Source organism: Mycobacterium sp. Panama NTM2, assembly GCF_054355555.1.
The window spans coordinates 3,009,743-3,027,922 of sequence record NZ_CM135953.1 but is presented as its reverse complement, the minus strand read 5'-3'; the positions used below and the strand labels follow the sequence as shown (position 1 = coordinate 3,027,922).

Here is an 18,180-nt window from a genome sequence, read left to right as displayed (position 1 = left end):
CTACAGAGATGGGACCGGCGTCGGAACCATCACAATAACGTCACAGTGACGATTTAGGCCTGGGGTGCAAGGGGCTCTCAAGACCGGGCGGTCCGCTCGGTGTGGGCAGTTCTGGGCCGACAATCGTCCAGTTCGTCGCCGCCGATTAGTCGCAGATGATCCGGTGAACACAAGCCGTCAGGTGCATGGGCGGAGACCTGAGCGGGTTGCGTTGTCAGATAGTTCTCGAGCAGGGCGAGAAATCTGATTGCTCTCGGATTTCCAAGATGGCGCTCAACGAGGTCCGGATCGGTCGCTGATGTCCGATCCGGAAGTATCTGAGAGTCCCGGGGAGCGCTGACCAGCGCGCTCTCAACTGGTTGTGGACAGCATCCGTTCAGGAAATCGACGCTGAATTGTGCCGGTGTCTTTATCAGTAAGTCGCACTACAGCATTGGTGTCGAAGTAGTTGACTCCCTCAACTGACACGCCGTCACCTTGCATCACGTCCAGGACTCGGCCACACGCACCAGCCAACTGATTGCCGTAGCAGTCGGAGGCGCGGATTTCGCACACAACACGAGGCTCGCCGTCGACAATTGTTGCTTCGCAGTCCTGCTGGAACTCGTCGGGTTGGTACTCGGAGGGCTGCAGACTTGGGATGTAACTGGCAGTCCTGAGGTTGCTCACCCGGCAGATCCGCACCTGGCTAAAGAAGTCTTCTCCTTGCGGTTCGTACAGCCGGTTGAGTCCGGGACGTTCCCCGTCAACGGCCGCCGCATCACCGAATACTTCGATCGCAGCCCGTATCGACAGTTCCTTGTCGAGGGCGGCCGCCAGGTCGCTGATGTCAATGGGAGCATTCGGGTCAGCTATCAAGCCGGGGGTGAATAAGACGTCGCGCTGCCCTGGCGGCAACTGGTCGACACCGTCGACGGCGCATTGCAGAAATTCACGAGGCATGTGCGCAAGCACACCAAAAATCCGTTCCTCGAGGCCATTTGCCGGCGCTGCACCCGCAATATATCGGCGGATAGCATGAATAGTGCTGGTAGCCAACACGCTTGGCGTCCGACTCGATGCCGCCCGCAGGGCGATCTTCTGCGCGCGGCTCAGCTTGTGCTTGGCTCCTGCCACAACCGGCAGACAGCTACCGCTCAGCGGAGCGCAGGAGTGGCCGGGCGGGCCGACTGAGTCAGAATCCGTCTCCCGGGCCGGAGGTGCGCAGTAGTTGTTGACGTGGACGTCACCATCCGCGGAAATATTGAAGACGAAGCCACAACAACAATCCTGTGCCGTCGGCCCTGGCGGCTTGACCGGCTCAGGCGCCTGGTCGCTCGTCCGCCGTGCTTCCCGCAGGGCTGGTGGCGATGGAACTTGCGGCCGCCGAGCCGTAGGCGATGCGGTCGTGGACCCTAGCGGCGCTCTTGCCTCTAGATTCTGCCGTGGGGCTTGCCGCCTTTTGGTCGCTCCACGCTTCGATGTCATAACGCACCCCATATGACAGGTAGCTGTCACCAATGCGTGTCCGGTGACGACTACGTCAAATCTCCCCACGGATTTATCCCGTACTCAAGATGCGTTGTCAAGGGTGAATTTCACGAACGAGCCACCCGGATGTGCGGTCGGACCCGCCAGCTATGCCGACGAATTCATCTGTTACGGAGAGGGGTTCGGACATGGCTGGTCCCAAAAGGGTTGCCAACGGCAGTTCTCATCGCTTGCGTGGCGAATCCACTCGATTGACCCGGGTAATAAGATGACCTATCAACCAATCGACAATCGGTGACCTCGCAGACTCTTTCCATCGGACATGAGCCCGGGAGGCATGCCGGTTGGCAATTCCGCTCGACAGTTTCGGCGATCTGGATGGCCGGAAACTCGGAGCCCACACGTGCTTGCCCGCCGGGAGCGAATCGGGCGATGCTAGAACAGCCGCTGGTGACGACGGCAACTTTTGCGCGTAATTCGGTCGCAACGCCAGAACGGCTTGCCGCCGACGCGCCGCCATCCACCTATGTCCCCCTTGCGTTGTGGCCACGAACTCCTGCCTACGTCCCGACTCCGGCCAGGTGACATACACCCGCACGTTTCGCGAAGCATCCGCCCTTCACCAGTCGCGGTCGTCATGGCCAACCAAGCGAAACTCAAGTTGCACGATGGTCAGGGTGTCCATGAAGTTGGAAGTTGGACGCGTCAGGATCGCGGCCGACGCCTTCCAGGAGCTGCGCATTGGCGAGTCCCCGTTACTGAGTCCACCCGGTTCTAGAGTCGGGTTGGTGTGATCCATTCTCAGTTGATGCTGCATGCCACCGGAGTGTGGGTGCACCGGTAGGTGGCAGCGTACTCGGCCGGCGTCCTGTATCCCAGGGCTGAGTGCCGGTGTCGGTGATTGTGCTCGTGTTTGAAGTCGCCGATGACCACGCGGGCCTCGAACAGGGTGTTCCAGTGGTTGCGGTTGAGGCACTCCTTGCGTAGTCGGTTGTTGAACGAATCGATGTAGCTGTTGTCCCACGGGCAGCCCGGCGGGATGTACATCATGCCGGTCCTGCCCGCGCAGAACCGTTGCAGCGCTTGAGAAAACCATCTCCGGACCGTTGTCCATGCGCAGCACCTTCGGCAGCCCGCCGTGGGACGCGAACACCTTGGTGAGCTCGGCGACGAGTACCTCGCCGGTGATCGAGCGCTCCACCAGATGCAGCAGCGACTCGCGGGTGTGTTCGTCGATCATCGAGGCGATCTTGATGGCCTTGCCATCGATGGTGTGGAGTCAAACTGGAAGTCGATAGCCCACACCACGTTCGGTGCGTCGGCCTCGATCGGTGGGATCGACGAGACCCCGGCCCGCTTGCGTGGACTGTGCACCCGCACCTGCAGGCCCTCTTCGCGCCACAGCCGGTGGATCTTCTTCCTGTTGACCTCACGGCGCTCGTCGTAGCGCAACGCCGCCCACGCCCTTCGTGTCCGATCCTGAACTAGGTGCGAGTAAGCCGACGTCCTGACTTGCATGCTCTCAATTTGTTCCGGACTGCCGCGGTTGTACTTGTCCGCGAATACCTGGGAGTCTCGTACGAGATCCGGAAAAACCTGAGAGTGCCGGACGCCGTGACTCGGGTGACTGCTTCTGCACCGAGGATGCGCTGAAGATCGATACGGGGCCAGGATGAGGATCCCCTCCATAAGGGACAACCACCCGGGGATGGTGCGAGCGAGTGCACTCGTGCAAGCAGTACCGATGTCAGCCCGAGGATCAGCAGAGGTAACCACAGGTGAGACCGAGGCCGCGGTGTCGACGATGAGCCGTTTCACGTGGCATAGCACTTGGTGCCGCGGAAGTGCATGGCCGCGGTACTGGCGGTGACCCATTAGGCGGCGCGGCGAGACTACGTTGGCCCCAGTGCTGTGGCCGGGAAGTACACCAATCCAGAAATGCTGTAGCCAACTACTAAAACCGCCGCGACAATAGTGCTCTACTGAAGTTGCAATGGCTCAATCCCGCGGGGGAGATCGGGACATGGTTGGCAGAATCCGGGCACATCCAAGAAAGCCGCTTGCTTCCGAAACTTCTCGTGCGCTCCGCAGGATCGTCTGACCCATGAGAGTGCTGGTGGTAGCAGAGATCCGGCTATATCGCGAGGGGGTGGCCCAGGGGTTGCGAGCATTGCCAGAGGTTCAGCATGTGGCTACGGCAGCAAACGGAGCGCTGGCTGTGGCAGCAGCACAACGCAGCCAGTGTGACGTCGTACTGCTAGATATGGCGATCGACTCAGGTATTCAAACCGCCGTTGCTCTCCTCACGGCGCGGCCAAGCGTCCGAGTGATCGCGCTTGGCGTCCGTGAGGAGGGACCCGATGTCGTTGCGTGTGCTGAGACGGGCGTGTCGGGTTACGTGTCTCGTGATGCAAGTTTCGACGACCTCGCGTCTGCAATTCGCGCAGCCATGCGCGGCGAGGTGTCGTGCTCAGCGAAGATTGCGGCAGGATTAATTCGCCATATTGCCCTGCATGCTCGCTCGCACCGCGTCTCGGGTATCGGCGATACGCTGACGCGCCGTGAGCGCGAGGTGTTGCTTCTCATTCAGGCCGACATGTCCAACAAAGAGATCGCACGGACGCTCGGCATTGAACTCAGCACGGTGAAGAACCACGTCCACCGTCTATTGACGAAGCTGGGTGTGTCCGGCCGTCGTGAGCTCGCACTGGCTGCGATGCGTCGAGATCTGGATTTCAATCTCACTCCTGACGGATCGCCGGATAGATCCGGGGCGATCGCATCCCGTTGAGCTGCGGCTCAAGCCGGTAAAGGATCTAGTACCTCGTCGACTACCGACGCCGACTTCCCAGACTGGCCAATGCGGATCTAGTGACTGGATCCCAAAGGCATCCCTGGATGGATTGTCGGCGTCGAGTGTAGAGGCGCTTACTGGCTGCGACGGCAACCGAGTGGGGACGCATGTGAACTTGTCATCGAGCACACAGGACTCGGCAAGTGTGCGGGTTGCTCTCGTGGGATGCACGGGGCTGCTGGGAGATATCGTCCGTAGGACAGTTAGCCAGGCACGGTCTATCGATGTAGTTGCTGAACTCGATGTCGATGCGCTGAAGGGTGGATTGCCGGATGCCGCAGACCTCGTCGTCTGGCACAACGCCGACGAAACCGCATTGTGGCAGTGGCTAAGAGACCTGGATACCACCCCGCGGGTATTGGCCACAGTCGCCGACGGTCGCAGCGCGTCGCTGTGGGAACTGATGCCTGCACGTATGCAACTGGGCGAGTTGTCGCCGGAGGCCCTCATCGCGGCCATCTGTGCGAGTACCGCACGTTGTGTTGATCCCCCTGACGGTGAGGAGAAATGGTGACCGAACAACTGATCTGGAATGCCACAGTCCGAGTGGACGGCGGGCCACAACTCACGGGTTCCAACACGATACCTATCGATGCGTACACCAAGGTTTCCGAGTCAGTGGCGAACAATAATGACCTTACGGTTGACATCGGCCCTGACGGAGATGGGAAAGTCGCCTGCTGCGTGGCGCTTGTCCCTGACCGGAAAACCGAACACCTCACCTACAGGGTTGGCGGCAAGTCGATCGCACTCGATCAGCCGCAGTTTCTCTTTGGCGGCGCCGTTGGACTAGTCGGTGACGAATTGACAATTCAAAACGCCGACGGTGACCCGGTTTCGATCGAGGTTCTGATCGGACGGCGAAATCCCCCAGAAGGCGGACCGGCTCCGGCGAACAAGGCCCAACCAGCCAAGGCTCAGCCAGCCAAGGCCCCGGCGGCTAAGGCCCCAGCCAAAAAGGCGCCACCCCCCTAGTTCATCCACAGCCGACTCGACACGGAGCGTTATTCATGACCCTCAGCTTTAAGTACCCGGGCGTTTACGTCCGCGAGATCCCTAGCGAGGTCCGGACCATCACCGGTGTGGCAACCTCGGTCACGGCCTTTATCGGCCGGACCCGCCGGGGCCCCACAGATCGGCCGGTGCTGGTGCAAAGCTTCGGCGAGTTCGCTGCGATCTACGGTGGCATGTGGGACCAGAGTCCGTTGACATACGCGGTGTCCCAATATTTTCTCAACGGTGGCCGGGACGCTCTGATCTGCCGGGTGCACAAGAGCGCGCAGACGGCGTCGGTGACATTGCCCAACAGTTTTGGTTTGAAGGCGGCCAACGAGGGGTCCTGGGGAAGCAAACTTCGCGTCCGGGTGGAGGGCGCCCCGCACGACAGTGCAGATCCGCCGAACAGCCGGTTCAATCTCCTGGTGCGAGATACCGATACGAAACAGACCGAAGCATTTCTCAACTTGTCAGTAGTGGACACCCACCCGAGGTTTGTGTTGAAGGTTCTGGAAGCAGAATCGGCACTAGTGCGTATCTCCGGGTCTGTGCCGAATGCAGCGCCGACCGCGAGCAACACCCCCAACCCGCTTCCCGCCGATCCGCTGGAAGATGCCTCAACATCCACCGGATTTCAATCTGACGGATCCGACGGGGTGGACATCACGGCCAACGAAGTCGCAGATCCCGGCCTCGAAGCGCTGCAGCGCGGCATGTACTTGCTCGACTTGGCCGACATCGTCAACCTTATCTGCGTGCCGCCACCCACTCGTGAAGGCGACTGGGACCAGAATCTGTGGGACGCGGTCGCCACATATGCCGAAGCGCGGCGGGCGATAGTGCTCGTTGACCCCAAGACAAGCTGGGCTAATCCGGATGCGGCACGTGATGGACTACAAACCTGGGTCAGCACTACAGCGAACGGCGCTATCTACTATCCGCGTATCATGGCGGCTGATCCTCTGCGGGAGAACCGGATTGACACCTTCGCTCCATGCGGCGCGGTCGCAGGAGTGATCGCCCGTACCGATGCCACCCGCGGTGTGTGGAAGGCGCCCGCTGGTCTGGACGCCACGCTGGTGGGGGTTAGCGCGCTGAAGTACACCTTGGACGACGGCAAGAATGGCCGACTCAACCCTCGGGGCATCAACTGTCTGCGCCAATTCCCTGCCACCGGTCGCGTGGTATGGGGTGCGCGCACATTGAAGGGTGACGACCAGCTGGCGAATGAGTGGAAGTACCTTCCGGTGCGGCGCACAGCACTCTACATCGAAGAGAGCCTGTATCGCGGTCTTAAGTGGGTGGTTTTCGAACCCAACGACGAACCGCTGTGGTCCCAAATCCGGCTCAACGTAGGCGCGTTCATGCACGACATGTTTCGGCAGGGCGCGTTCCAAGGGTTGACTCCGAACAAGGCCTACTTCGTCAAGTGCGACAACGAAAGCACCACGCAGAGTGACATCAACAACGGCATCGTCAACATCGTCGTCGGGTTCGCTCCCCTCAAACCTGCCGAGTTCGTGGTCATCTCCCTCAAGCAGATGGCCGGCCAAATCGCTACCTAGGAGAGGCGCGAACAAATGGCACAGTTCAGGGTCAACTCGAAACGCTTCGACCCGTACAAGAATTTCAAGTTCCGGGTGCGATGGGACGGCCGCTATGTCGCGGGCGTGAGCAAGGTTGGCGCGCTCAAACGGACGACCGAGGTTGTCGAACACCGCGAGGGTGGGGATCCGTCGACGTCGCGAAAGTCGCCGGGCCGCACGAAGTATGAGCCAATTACGCTGGAACGCGGAGTCACCCATGACACCGAATTCGAGACGTGGGCCAAGCGGGTGTGGAACTTCGGTGCCGCCTTGGGAATGGAAGTCGCGTTGAAGAATTTCCGAAAGGACCTCACCATCGAGATGTACAACGAGGCTGGTCAGCTGGTACTTGCGTACAACGTGTATCGAGTGTGGGTGTCGGAGTACCAAGCGTTGCCGGACTTGGACGCCAACGCGAACGCGGTGGCGATTCAGCACATCAAGCTTGAGCATGAGGGCTGGGATCGGGATGACAAAGTCGTCGAGCCATCCGAACCCGAGTTCACTGAGTGAGCCGGTGGCACGTCGAGATGGTAAACGTTGGCGCCGATGTCGAGCTTGCTGCGTGGGAGGTCGCCCGGTCGGCGCCAGCCAGCCAGCGCACCAACGCAATCTTTCGCGCGTTTGGGATTGCCGACCCACCCACAATCGGCGCCTGCAATGCCGAACTGCTCAGCCTATATGCCGAGCAGTTTTCGCCGGAGCTTGACGGAGTCGCATGCTGTCCGGACTGCGGTACCGATGTGGAGTTGTCGCTTGACATCGCCGGTCTGCAGGAGTCCATGGCGCCGACCCATCCGGTCGAGCCGCTTGTAATCGAGGGCGAAACCATCGAGTGGCGGTTACCGGTGACGGCGGATCTGTCGGCCGCCGCTGCGGCCAGTGACGCCGACCAAGGGGCGCGGATCCTTTTGTCCCGCTGCACCAGTGGGGGATCAACTCATGATGGCACTTTGCCCGGTGGTGCGCGAGAGGCGCTGGCCGAATGTATCGCCGCAGCTGACCCCTACGCCGACTTGACGCTGACACTGGTCTGTCCTACCTGCACGGGTGCGTGGGAGACCACGTTGGATATCGCCGAGTTCGTCTGGGTCGCGATGCAGTCGCGGGCTCGGCGACTGTTGCGCGAAGTCGATGAACTGGCGCGCTGTTACGGCTGGTCGGAACAGCAGATTCTGGCGCTGTCACAGGCTCGCAGGGACAACTACCTGGAGTTGGTGCGCGGTGGGTGATTTGTTCATGCGATTGTACGAATATGCGCGCGGAGAGGCTTCTGCGATCGCACCCCGAGTAGCATCGCGATTCGAATCACCACAAACGGGAATCATTTCGACCGAACCCTCAATGGCGGACGACCGCGACTCCGTGACCGCCGAGTCGGTCCTGTCGGCACCGCCGCAGGTTGACGTTGGCGCGGCAACGCCGTCGTCCAATGGGCTGGTCAACAATGTCGCCAACGCCAACCAGCAGGGCCCGGCCGTCGTAGCAGGTCGCGCCCACGCGACGGCATCGGACCGTACCGTGGTGAACAGCACGGAACACCGAGGAGAAGTGCAACCAAATGTCGTAGCCCACTCCGCCGCGCCCGAAACCGATTTGCCTGCTTCGGAACTTGACATACATCGGCTGCGTCCACCTCATCAGATCTCGATCGACCCGCCAACACAGCACCGCGACAGCAGCGCGCGCGGGCGGGTCTTCGCCGCTGCCGCTGAGCCTGATGTCCATATCAGTATCGGCCGTATCGAAATCCGTACGGCGCAGGCGCCGGCACAGCCGATACCCGCGGCCCGGGTCAACTCGCCGAAAGACACCGAATCGCGAGATGCGCTGAGCTTGAGTGCCTACCTGCGCGGTGAACATCGGAAAACCTCATGAGTACCGCTCTGGCGGTCGGCGCGGTCAGCGCGGTGCTTCGCAACGTGCTCGACAATGGGCTGGTGGATGCGGTTCCGGCAGTGGGTAGTCCGGTCAAGGTCACCGCCCGCGCTCCCGATCTGATCAAGCTCGATGATGGGATAGCTGAACCGCAGCTCAACCTGTTCGTCTATCGGGTGAGCCTCAACCCCGGTTGGCGCAACGTCGGGCAGCCCACCCGTGATAGTGGCGGCCGCAGACTCTCTGCACCCCCGCTGGGTCTTGATGTGCATTACCTGCTCACTGCCTACGGCAGGGAGGATTTCCATGCCGAGATGCTGCTCGGATACGGGATGCACCTGCTGCACGAACGTCCCTTCCTCGACCGTAGGGCAATTCGCAATGCGCTGCAGTTCACCCCGGTTGACGCGACCGTGCTGCCCGATGCGTTTCGTGACCCACCCAATGCCGGACTGGCCGATCAATTCGAGGCACTGAAAATTACGTGGGAAACAATGGATTTGGAGGAAATGTCGAAGTTGTGGTCTGCCTTGCAGAGCCATTACCGGCCCAGTGTCGGCTTCCAGGTCAGCGTTGTCCTCATCGAACCGCCCCCTGCTCCCCGCCCCGATCCGCTGCCCGTGCTGAAGCGCACGGTCCGCGCTGTGACTCCTACTGGTACTACCGGACTCGTGCCGCCCTATCCCGCCATCGAGTCAGTTGCCGCGCCTGACGGAACAGCTGTCGCCGAGCTCGGCGAGGAGATTACTGTGAACGGCGCCCACCTCGACGGTACAGACATCACCGTTCATCTCCGGCACGCCTTGGTCTCCCACGACATCCCGGTCAGTGACAACAAGGATCCGGCGCGGCTCACCTTCACGATGCCGGCAGCCGAGCTTCCAAACAAGATTTGTCCGTCGGGAGTTTGGACGGTGGGCATCTCCCTGACGCCCATCGGTGAGACCGATGCCCGGACAACCAACCTCGCCGCGCTCCGGCTGTCGCCGACATGGACGACACACACGATCACCGGCACCAAGACCAAGCGGCTCAGGCTCAATGGCCTCGCTCCGCGTTTACGGCCGGACCAAGAGGCAGGCGTCGCGTTGGGTGGTGTCCAGGTGCCCATTGCATCCCGGTCCAATTCCGTGGACCACGTCATCGCTGAGTTTACCAACGTGCCGCCCGGTGCGACAGTGGTGCGGGTGCGTATCGACGGGGTGGATAGCCGCGTCATCGACTACACGGCGAACCCGCCTGCTTTCAGGACCGATCGGCAGGTGAACGTCCCATGACCGTCACCGAGAACGAAACCTGGACGGATCGGAATCAACGGGCGCTGGCCACGGAATTGGACCGGGTTCATGCCCAGATCACCGGTGAAACAGCGGTCGTCTGCGAGCTTGACAGCGGCACGCGTGCCGCACAGCTCAGACAGGTATTCCGGCTGTCGTCGTTCGAGTACGACTTGCTGTTGTGGTGCGCGGGCGCCGAGCTGGATCCACGGTTTGCACCACCGACGCTCGGCGAGGCGTTGGCGGTCCTGGAGAATGCACACTGGGATGCGCTAGCGCCTGCCGCTCCACTACGGCACTGGCAGCTGACGGAATTCGCTGCCAGCGGTGGGCTGATTAGCCGCCCGCTGCGCATCGACGAACGAATCCTGCACCATCTGACAGGAGTCACGTATGTCGATCCCGGGCTCCGGGGTCTCGTAGAGGCCCACCCCGGTTCATCGGCTCCCGATGTCCTCACCGCCGCTCAGTCCGAGTTCGCCGCGGAGCTGGCCGCGTCTCTATCCATCCGGGCCAGCCGGGCGGTCGTTCGACTCGACGGAGCCGGCGACAGGACCCGGCTGCGAATCGCCGCTCACGTCGCAGACGCATTGGGTCTGTTGCTGTTGGCGGTGCCGGGTGAGCGGCTGCCATCGGCTGGGCGGGACAACGCCGAAGTGGCGCTACTGGTGGAGCGTGAGGTAGCCCTGTTAGGAGCGCTGTTGTACGTCACCGCCGAAGACACCAACAGTGCGCTGGTGTCATTCGTCGACGCACTCGGATGTTCGGCTCTGGTGGCTGCGCCGGGATTTCGCGCGGACATAACTCGAGTGATTCCCGAGACAACCAGTAGGGATCAGCGCGAACTGTGGGAGCGGTTCGCGGGTCCCGGTCCCGAAGCCGCGATCCTGTCAGGTCACTTCCGATTCGAGCCGCCCGACATCGAGTCGATAGCAGCGGATCTGGGACAGCAGAGTCTGCAGGACGCCTGCCGGGTGCACGTTCGATCTGAATTGGCCGAGCTGGCCGATCGCGTGGAACCATCCGCACGATGGGGAGACCTCGTGTTGCCCGAGGCGGCGCTTGACACCCTGCACGACATCGCCAACCAGGTGCGGTATCGCGGGCAGGTGTACGAGGACTGGCGGATGGCGCATCTGTCTCAGCGCGGACTGGGAGTGTCGGCACTTTTCACGGGTGAGTCAGGCACGGGCAAAACACTGGCCGCCGAGGTACTCGCGGGAGAGTTGAATCTTGATCTGTACCGCATTGATTTGGCCGGTGTGGTCAGCAAGTACATCGGTGAGACCGAGAAGAACCTCAAACGTGTCTTCGACGCCGCCGACGCCAGCGGCGCGGTGCTCCTGTTCGACGAGGCCGATGCCATCTTCGGTAAACGCAGTGAGGTCCGCGATAGCCACGACCGCTACGCCAACCTCGAAATCTCGTACTTGCTGGGCCGCATGGACACCTATCGTGGGCTGGCCATTCTCACTACGAACATGCGCGCCGCGCTCGACCGGGCGTTTCTGCGCCGCATCAACTTCGTGGTCGGCTTCCCCTTCCCCGATGTCGAAGCCCGGGTGCGCATTTGGCAGCTGATGTTCCCGCCCGAGGTGCCGCTCGCGGACCTGAACTGGCAGCGCCTCGCCCAATTGCAGATCCCGGGCGGACATATCCGCACCGTCGCGCTCGGCGCGGCCTTCCTGGCCGCGGCGGCAGGCGAGTCGGTGTCGATGAGGCACGTGATGGCGGCAGCCCGACGCGAATACGTGAAGCTGGAAAAGCCTCTCACCGACGCCGAGATCCGCGGGTGGACATAATGCGCCGCATCCAGATTCACATCGAGGCCGTCGTCGTGGATGGCGAAGGTCCCCAGGATCCCGAGGCCTTTCGCGGCGAGTTGGGATCCGCGTTGGCCGATCTTGCGCGCCGATACCGTGGGGTTTATACCTCGGGTGCCGCGATTCATCTGAAGGGCAACCAGCTTGCTATGCCCGGACTATCAGGCGGCGCTGTGGCCCAATCGGTATGGGGCAGCCTCGTATCCGACAACCACGGGTCGGCGGGCAGTCGGCCTCAGCCCGCTAATCAGCCGCCGTCATCGAGGCGAAGCTCATGAGCGCATTCCCAGGGTCGCCGCGGCTGATCAAGGGCGGCATTGTGCTGGTAGATCCGACGACCGGCTCGTTACTCAAAGTCATTCCGCTGCAGTATAACCCGGAATCACTTACTCGGTCGCTGCAAATCAAGGCGGCTGCGGGGGAGAGCAGCGACCACTCGGCGGCGTTGCGGCTGAAAGGAGTAGCGGTAGAGACAATCAAGCTGGAGGCCGTCGTCGATGCGACCGACCAGCTCGAACTGGCCGACCAGAATCCTGACATCGTTCGGCATGGGGTCAGCCCCCAGCTGGCCGTGCTGGAGGCCTTGGCCTATCCGCAAGCAGCGGCGCTAGCCGCGAACGACAAGCTCGCTGCCGCCGGGATGCTCGAGGTATTGCCCCTCGAATCACCCTTGTCGCTCTTCGTGTGGTCCCGCAATCGAATCGTGCCAGTGCTTGTGACCGAACTGTCGGTCACCGAGGAAGCTTTCGATCCGGCGCTCAACCCGCTGAGGGCGAAGGTCAGTCTTGGTCTGCGGGTGCTGTCGGTCGATGATCTCGGTTTTGCCCATCGGGGCGGCGGCCTGTTCATGAACTATTTGCGTGGCAAAGAGTCCCTGGCTACCAAGGCTGGTTCGGCTGGTTTGTCTGCGTTAGGACTGGAAGGGCTGCCATCATGACCGATCCGGTGGCGGCCCTGGTGGCTGCAGGTGCTCTGCCCGCCAACAGTTTTCCACCCAACAGTAGATATGCCGGCACACCCACTCGGACGCTGGATCGTGGCGACGGTGGACCGCCGGTGGCGTATCTCGCGCTCCGGCTGCTGCCGCATCCGGAGCGGCTCGGTGCGCTCGGTGAACATGCCGTCGTCGGCGGGGATCGCCTCGATCTCTTGGCCGCGCGTTACCTGGGTGACCCTGAACTGTGGTGGCGCATTGCAGATGCCAATGTGGCCACCCACCCCGACGAGCTCACCGCCACGGTCGGCCGATGGTTGCGGATCGCCGCCGAGCAAGGCATGCCGGGGGTCGGTCATGCTTGACGGCGGCGTACGGCTGTCGCTTCTGATTGGCCCTCTAGTGCCGGCCCCGGTGGGCCGCGAGGTGATCGACGCGGTGGATTCGCTCAACGTGCACGTGGGATCGGGTGAGACGCAAAGCGGTTTCGAGTTGGTGTTTCGGCTTTCCAGACGCTCGCCGTTGTACACGCTATTCTTGCTCAGCGGCGGCGGCACCATCCCGATCATGCGGGTGGTCATCGTGGTCAGCATCCGGGGCCAGTCCGAGGTGCTGATGGACGGTGTGATGACCAATCATGAGGTGCGCGACTCGGGTAAGGGTGAGCCGTCACTGGTGGTCAAAGGCAAGGACCTGTCGGCGTTGATGGATGTAATCGAATTCACCGGCATTCCCTACCCGGCGATGCCCCCGTCGGTGCGGGTGTTGGCGGTATTGGCGAAGTACGCGGCGTTCGGCGTCGTACCGCTGGTGGTGCCCAGCGTCATCGAGGATCTGCCGATCCCCGTCGAATCCATTCCGCGCCATCAGGGTACTGACTATTCCTATGTCAAGCAGCTCGCCTCTGAGGTGGGTTATGTCTTCTATCTCGACTCTGGGCCAACTCCCGGTGTGAGTAAGGCCTACTGGGGACCCGAAATCCGCATTGGGGCGCCGCAGTCCGCGTTGAATCTGGATCTGGACACACCGCACCGCAACGTGGAGAGCCTGTCGTTCTCGTTCGACAAGGAACGAAAAGAGTTGCCTGTTGTCTTTATCCAAGAGCAGATGTCAAAGGTTCCATTGCCGATCCCGATCCCTGATATGACACCGATGAACCCGCCGCTGGGGCTGGTGCCACCGATCCCGCCGAAGATCACATTCCTCGACGAGGAGGCCAAGCTCAAGCCGTGGGTGGCATTGATGCGCGGGATGGCATACGCCGCACAGCATTCTGATTCCGTATTCGGCCAGGGGAGTCTTGACGTGGCTCGCTACGGAGGCATTCTCAAATCTCGCGGCCTGGTCGGTGTGCGTGGTGCCGGGGAACCGTTCGACGGGCTGTTTTACGTGGCTTCGGTGGATCACACCATCAAACGAGGCGAATACAAGCAATCGTTCACCCTGGCCCGCAACGGGCTGCTGTCCACACTGCCAAAGGTGCCCACATGAGTCCCGCAGTCGCAAGCCACAAGAAGTACTACGGCAAATACCGCGCCCAAGTCGTCAACAACGTCGACCCTCTACAGATCGGACGCATCCAAGTGATGGTGCCGGATGTCTCCGCGGTGGCGCCGAGTAGCTGGGCGATGCCGTGTCTGCCGATCTCTGGCATCAACACGGGGGTGTTCTCGGTGCCGGCGATGGGCGCCGGAGTGTGGGTGGAATTCGAGCAGGGCAACCCCGACCACCCGATCTGGGTGGGCGGCTACTGGGGGGTGATGGCCGAAACCCCGGTCTTGGCTAAGGCGGTGCCGCCCGCCATGTCGGGCATCACCATGCAGACGACACTGCTCAATGGGGTGGTAGTCAACGACGCGCCCGGCATCGGTGGGGTCACCATCTTTTGCCGAGGTATCCCCATGATCTCAGTCACCGACGCGGGCATTTCCATCGGAAACGGCAAGGGCGCCATGATAAACATGGTCGGCTCGGGGATGAGCGTGGTGGGCTTTCCGGTAGATATCAACGTCGGCGCGCTGACGGTGTCGTGACATGCCTGGGCCTGTCGTGCATCTCGGGGCGGTAGTGCTGTGCTCGCATGGCGGTGTGGCGACCGCGCTTGCCCCCAGTCCGCGAGTGAGCGTCAGCGCCCAACCCGTCGTCACCATCGCCTCGCCGTATGCAGTTGCGGGCTGCTCGTTGACGCCCAGCGGGGTGTTCTGCGCTGCCGGGCAGTGGGTGAGCGGGGCGGCACGGGTCATGTCGCTGGGGGTGCCGGTGGCGGTGCAGGCCGGCGCGTCAGTGTGTGCGTCGACCGGGATGCCGATGCTGCCCGTCAGTGTTCAACCCCGGGTGGTGGCGACGTGAACATCGCTTATCCCTTCGGATTTGACGACACCGGACGCACCGCCAGTGTCGATGACGCCACCCATCTGCGCGATCTGATCAGCCAGGTGCTCTTCACCGCGCCCGGCGAGCGGGTGATGAGGCCCGACTTCGGTTCGGGCCTGCTGGCACTCACGTTTGAACCCAATAGTGCCGACCTCGCCACCGCAACACAATTCCTGGTGGAAGGCTCCCTGCGGCAGTGGCTGGCGCACCTGATCACCGTGGAAACGGTTGACGTCATCGACTCTGACGGGTCGCTACAGGTGACCGTCGACTACATCGTCAACCGTACCCAGCAACGCCGCACCGACCAGTTCACCGCGAGCGGAGCGCCAGTATGACCTACGTCTGTTGCCAAGAACGCCGACTGCAGGTGATCAAACTGGCAGGCACTGTCAACGGCATCGAGGACCTCGAAGTCGCCCGTGTGGGCCCCCCGCAGCGCACCCTTTTGGTGCGGTTGCTCAGACCGGCTGGCGGAATCAACACCGAGCAAGTCAAAATCTCTGGTGGGCAACGCATTAAAGACATCCACGTGCGGTGGGTAGCGGCGGCAGACGCTCTCCCCGCTGGTGAGGACCCGGCTCTCGTCGCGGATCTGGACGAACCCGACCATGTATTGGTCGTGCGCACCAACGCCGCGGGCGACTATTCGCCCTACACCTTGCATATCGACGCCGCCCCGGCAGACTTCGACCCGGTATTGGCGGACATCGAGTTCTCCTTCAAGATCGACTGCGAGGCCAAACTCGACTGCCGGGACTCTTACGAGTGTCCACCACCGACCGCTGCGGTACCTCAAATCGATTACCTGGCCAAGGATTACGCAAGTCTACGGCGAACGTTGCTGGATCGGATGAGCTTGATCGCTCCCGATTGGCGGGAACGCAGCCCCGCCGACTTGGGTGTGATGCTGGTCGAGATATTGGCCTATGAGGGCGACCGGTTGAGCTACCGGCAGGATGCCATTGCAACCGAGGCATACCTGGAGTCCGCCCGCTCTCGCGTCTCACTGCGACGACACGCGCGGCTGGTCGACTACCCCGTCCACGACGGCTGCTCGGCGCGAGTGCTCCTGCGCTGCACCACGTCCGCCGACAGCGCCACACTTCCGGCAAGTACCAAGGTGTACAGCAAGATCGATGGGCTGCCGGGTTCCCTTACAGCGGTCCAGGAGAAGATCGCGGTAGACGCCGGCGCCACAGTCTTCGAGACGGTGGAGACGAACACGCTGTACGCCGACCACAACCTGTTCTCCTTCTACACATGGGGTGACGACGACTGCTGCGTCCCCAAGGGCAGCACCTCGGCGACACTGCGCGGGGCACACCCCGATCTGCGAGCCGGAGACCTGCTCATCTTCGCGGAGATTGTCAGCCCCACAACCGGAGAAGCCGCCGACCGCGACCCGGCGCACGTTTGGGCGGTGCGCCTTACCCAGGTCGGCGACGCCGAGGACCCGTGCGGCGGCAAGTTCGACGACCCATCGACCAATAACGCGGTCAACGTCACCGAGATCACCTGGGACGCGGCCGATCGACTGCCGTTCTCGTTGTGCCTCAGCGCCCCCGCCGCAGCCGGACAGCCGGTCAGCGTGGCGTGGGGCAATATCGTGGTCGCCGACCACGGGCGCACCGTCGACTCTCCGGAGCCGCTCGGCACCGTTGCACCCGCTCATCTGTTCTACCCTCCTGATTCCACACATTGCGCACCGAGATCCGAGCCGAGGGCGCTTCCGACGCGGTATCGTCCCCACCTCAGCCGTGGACCGCTGACCCGGTCGGTGAACGTCGGCGCGCCCGAGCTCGATCGCACTAAACCGATCGCGGCGGTGATCGACTCGTTGACCAATGGCAAACCGGAAGAGCTCAGTGACTGGCTGTTTGGCTATGGTGTGCAGTTTTCCTACCCGCCAGTGTTCCGCGGCTCCGGCAGCGACTGGTCTGTCAGCGATGGTGACACCGTGCTGCGTATCCAGATCGACTCGGACGGAAAGCTCTTGCTGCTGGGGCGTCCGATTCCGGCCTGCGCGGTGACCGCGGCGGCCCCCCGCGACGCACACCCGTCAATAAGGTTGGACGACGGTACGGCAACCTGGCGTCAGGAGCGCGACCTGCTCGGCAGCGGGCCGGCTGACCGGTTGTTCGTGGTCGAAACCGAACACGATGGCACAGTATTTCTTCGGCTCAACGAACCGAAAGACGGCACCGAGTTCACGGCGGTATACCGGGTTGGCAACGGGAATGCCGGCAACGTCGGCGCAAATACTCTGGTACACATCGCCGACACCGGCGTGGTGAACACGGTCAGCAACCCTCTGCCGGCTGGCGGTGGTGCTGAGCCGGAAACCGCCGACGAGATCCGCCGCGACGCCCCACAGGCCTACCGGGTGCAGCAGCGAGCGGTGACGCCCAGCGATTGGCAAGAAGTGGCAGGCCGCAGCCCGCGGGTACAGCGTGCAGCGGCGACCTGGCGCTGGACGGGCAGCTGGCACACCGTGTTTCTGACCGTCGACCCCGCCGGCGGCACAGACGTCGATGTCGCTTTCGAGCGCGATCTGCGCCGCGATCTGGAAAAGTTCAGGCTCGCCGGCTACGACCTGGAAATCGACCGGCCGCACTACGTGCCGTTGGAGATCAGCATGCACGTGTGTGTCGCCAATGCCCACCAGCGCTCGGAGGTTCGCGGCGAGGTGCTGGCTGCGGTTGGACGGCTCTTCGACCCGGACAACCTGACGTTCGCGCAACCGGTCTACCTCAGCGCCATTTATGCCGCTGTGCATGGGGTGCCCGGCATCGCCTCGGTTACCGTCAAAACCTTCCGCCGCCAACAGGACACCCCGATCAGCGGGTTGGATTCCGGCGTGCTCACGATGGGCCGGCTGGAGATCGCGCGGTTGGACAACAATCCCAACTTCCCCGAGAACGGGGTACTTGAGCTGACGTTGGGAGGCGGGAAGTGAGCCGAGACTGTACATGTGACTGCTGCATCG

Annotated in this window: 18 protein-coding genes; 16 read left to right on the top strand and 2 right to left on the bottom strand. The window is 62.4% G+C overall.

Annotation, left to right across the window (positions count from 1 at the left end):
• Positions 1-351 precede the first annotated feature (351 nt).
• Positions 352-1,116 carry a hypothetical protein gene (locus ACXYX3_RS14355; protein WP_458607982.1) on the bottom strand — a complete coding sequence of 255 codons (765 nt, stop codon included), beginning with the start codon at positions 1,114-1,116 and terminating at the stop codon, positions 352-354.
• 973 nt (positions 1,117-2,089) lie between these two features.
• Positions 2,090-2,710 carry an integrase catalytic domain-containing protein gene (locus ACXYX3_RS14350; RefSeq protein WP_458607981.1) on the bottom strand — a complete coding sequence of 207 codons (621 nt, stop codon included), beginning with the start codon at positions 2,708-2,710 and terminating at the stop codon, positions 2,090-2,092.
• Positions 2,711-3,574: 864 nt separating this feature from the next.
• Between ACXYX3_RS14350 and ACXYX3_RS14345 the strand changes: the two genes are divergently transcribed.
• The 16 genes from ACXYX3_RS14345 (at position 3,575) to ACXYX3_RS14270 (ending at position 18,150) form a co-directional block, all read left to right on the top strand.
• On the top strand, positions 3,575-4,261 hold the full coding sequence (locus ACXYX3_RS14345; protein ID WP_458607980.1) for a LuxR C-terminal-related transcriptional regulator: 687 nt from the start codon (positions 3,575-3,577) through the stop codon (positions 4,259-4,261).
• 223 nt (positions 4,262-4,484) lie between these two features.
• Entirely contained in the window at positions 4,485-4,838 is a 354-nt protein-coding gene (locus ACXYX3_RS14340; RefSeq protein WP_458607979.1) for a hypothetical protein, read from the top strand.
• The gene (locus ACXYX3_RS14335) at positions 4,835-5,299 is read left to right on the top strand and encodes a hypothetical protein (RefSeq protein ID WP_458607978.1); all 465 of its coding nucleotides are present in this window, start codon (positions 4,835-4,837) and stop codon (positions 5,297-5,299) included. Before ACXYX3_RS14340 ends, ACXYX3_RS14335 begins: the two co-directional genes overlap by 4 nt.
• Before the next feature lie 35 nt (positions 5,300-5,334).
• Positions 5,335-6,885 (top strand): phage tail sheath family protein, encoded by a 1,551-nt coding sequence (locus ACXYX3_RS14330; RefSeq protein WP_458607977.1) that lies wholly within the window; start codon positions 5,335-5,337, stop codon positions 6,883-6,885.
• A 15-nt stretch (positions 6,886-6,900) separates the two neighbouring features.
• Positions 6,901-7,419 (top strand): phage tail protein, encoded by a 519-nt coding sequence (locus ACXYX3_RS14325; RefSeq protein WP_458607976.1) that lies wholly within the window; start codon positions 6,901-6,903, stop codon positions 7,417-7,419.
• Entirely contained in the window at positions 7,416-8,138 is a 723-nt protein-coding gene (locus ACXYX3_RS14320) for a hypothetical protein (protein WP_458607975.1), read from the top strand. The genes ACXYX3_RS14325 and ACXYX3_RS14320 overlap by 4 nt, the downstream gene beginning before the upstream one ends.
• A gap of 133 nt (positions 8,139-8,271) precedes the next feature.
• Entirely contained in the window at positions 8,272-8,784 is a 513-nt protein-coding gene (locus ACXYX3_RS14315; protein WP_458607974.1) for a hypothetical protein, read from the top strand.
• Positions 8,781-10,061, top strand: a complete 1,281-nt coding sequence (locus ACXYX3_RS14310) for a Pvc16 family protein (RefSeq protein WP_458607973.1) — start codon at positions 8,781-8,783, stop codon at positions 10,059-10,061. Before ACXYX3_RS14315 ends, ACXYX3_RS14310 begins: the two co-directional genes overlap by 4 nt.
• Positions 10,058-11,863 (top strand): ATP-binding protein, encoded by a 1,806-nt coding sequence (locus ACXYX3_RS14305; protein ID WP_458607972.1) that lies wholly within the window; start codon positions 10,058-10,060, stop codon positions 11,861-11,863. The genes ACXYX3_RS14310 and ACXYX3_RS14305 overlap by 4 nt, the downstream gene beginning before the upstream one ends.
• Before the next feature lie 295 nt (positions 11,864-12,158).
• On the top strand, positions 12,159-12,821 hold the full coding sequence (locus ACXYX3_RS14300; RefSeq protein ID WP_458607971.1) for a hypothetical protein: 663 nt from the start codon (positions 12,159-12,161) through the stop codon (positions 12,819-12,821).
• Positions 12,818-13,183 (top strand): LysM peptidoglycan-binding domain-containing protein, encoded by a 366-nt coding sequence (locus tag ACXYX3_RS14295; protein WP_458607970.1) that lies wholly within the window; start codon positions 12,818-12,820, stop codon positions 13,181-13,183. Before ACXYX3_RS14300 ends, ACXYX3_RS14295 begins: the two co-directional genes overlap by 4 nt.
• On the top strand, positions 13,176-14,309 hold the full coding sequence (locus ACXYX3_RS14290) for a hypothetical protein (protein ID WP_458607969.1): 1,134 nt from the start codon (positions 13,176-13,178) through the stop codon (positions 14,307-14,309). The genes ACXYX3_RS14295 and ACXYX3_RS14290 overlap by 8 nt, the downstream gene beginning before the upstream one ends.
• Positions 14,306-14,851 carry a phage baseplate assembly protein V gene (locus tag ACXYX3_RS14285; RefSeq protein WP_458607968.1) on the top strand — a complete coding sequence of 182 codons (546 nt, stop codon included), beginning with the start codon at positions 14,306-14,308 and terminating at the stop codon, positions 14,849-14,851. The genes ACXYX3_RS14290 and ACXYX3_RS14285 overlap by 4 nt, the downstream gene beginning before the upstream one ends.
• Position 14,852: 1 nt before the next feature.
• Positions 14,853-15,167 carry a hypothetical protein gene (locus ACXYX3_RS14280; protein ID WP_458607967.1) on the top strand — a complete coding sequence of 105 codons (315 nt, stop codon included), beginning with the start codon at positions 14,853-14,855 and terminating at the stop codon, positions 15,165-15,167.
• Positions 15,164-15,529, top strand: coding sequence for a GPW/gp25 family protein (locus tag ACXYX3_RS14275; protein WP_458607966.1), 366 nt, complete (start codon positions 15,164-15,166; stop codon positions 15,527-15,529). The genes ACXYX3_RS14280 and ACXYX3_RS14275 overlap by 4 nt, the downstream gene beginning before the upstream one ends.
• On the top strand, positions 15,526-18,150 hold the full coding sequence (locus ACXYX3_RS14270; RefSeq protein ID WP_458607965.1) for a putative baseplate assembly protein: 2,625 nt from the start codon (positions 15,526-15,528) through the stop codon (positions 18,148-18,150). The genes ACXYX3_RS14275 and ACXYX3_RS14270 overlap by 4 nt, the downstream gene beginning before the upstream one ends.
• Positions 18,151-18,180 lie beyond the last annotated feature (30 nt).